Annotated in this window: 1 protein-coding gene; it reads right to left on the minus strand. The window is 58.4% G+C overall.

What is annotated here, in order from left to right; genetic code table 11:
• Nucleotides 1–10 precede the first annotated feature (10 nt).
• Nucleotides 11–822, minus strand: a protein-coding gene (locus tag C0Z16_RS37015) for an IS5 family transposase (protein WP_102636545.1) whose coding sequence is annotated in 2 segments (ribosomal slippage) — nucleotides 11–474 and nucleotides 474–822 — 813 coding nt in all. Because the reading frame shifts where the segments join, the coding sequence is not laid out codon by codon here.
• Nucleotides 823–909: the final 87 nt, after the last annotated feature.

Below are 909 nucleotides of genomic sequence, written 5' to 3' on the forward strand. Positions count from 1 at the left end.
CTTACAAGCGTTAACAAAATGAGTTCTTCAGTTTTCGCCAGCAGATGATGCAGCAGGCGATTTTCATGAAGGCTTCATGGATGAATGCAAGACGTTCGAAGCGGATGCGCAGTCGTCGAAAGTTATGGAGCCATGAAATGGTGCGCTCGACAACCCAGCGTGTTTTGCCGAGTCCGCTGCCGTGTGGCTCGCCACGTCGAGCGATTTCAGTCACGATGCCGGCTGCGTGTAGCGGACGGCGGTATTTGTCGTGATCGTAGCCCCGGTCGCCCTGAACAATGCGGGGCTTCGAAAGCGGCCGGCCGCGCTTGCCAGCAATGGGCCGGATGGCGTCAACCAGTGGGTGAAGCTGGGTAACATCGTTACGGTTGGCGCCCGTGAGGATTACCGCGAGCGGGATGCCCTGTGCTTCGGTGATGAGATGGTGCTTTGAACCTGGTCGCGCGCGGTCCGTGGGATTCGGTCCCGTTTTTGACCTGCGCCCACTGCGCGGATCGAAGAGGAATCGACGACGACACGGGACCAGTCAATCTGGTCAGCCGCGCGCAGCTTTGCGAGCAGGACTTCATGCAGTCGGTCCCAGACGCCGGCAGCCTGCCAGTCCCGCAGACGGCGCCAGCAACTCATGCCGCTGCCGCAGCCCATCTCGCGCGGCAGCAGGTCCCAGCGCAGGCCCGTCTGCAGGATGAACAGAATGCCCGTGAGCAGCCCACGATCATCGAGCGGCTTGCGCCCTGGATAACGGCTTCGCCTTGGTTTGGGAGGGGGCAGCAATGGTTCGATGAGTGCCCAAAGTTCGTCGTCGAGTATGGGTTTAGCCATGTCCTTTTCGTCGTCGAAACAATGAAAAGGTTAACAGGATTCATCGAGAGTAAACAGCCCCTTTCTTTATTTTGTTAAGAGTTCTTA

The organism is Paraburkholderia rhynchosiae, assembly GCF_002879865.1.
Lineage (GTDB): Bacteria > Pseudomonadota > Gammaproteobacteria > Burkholderiales > Burkholderiaceae > Paraburkholderia > Paraburkholderia rhynchosiae.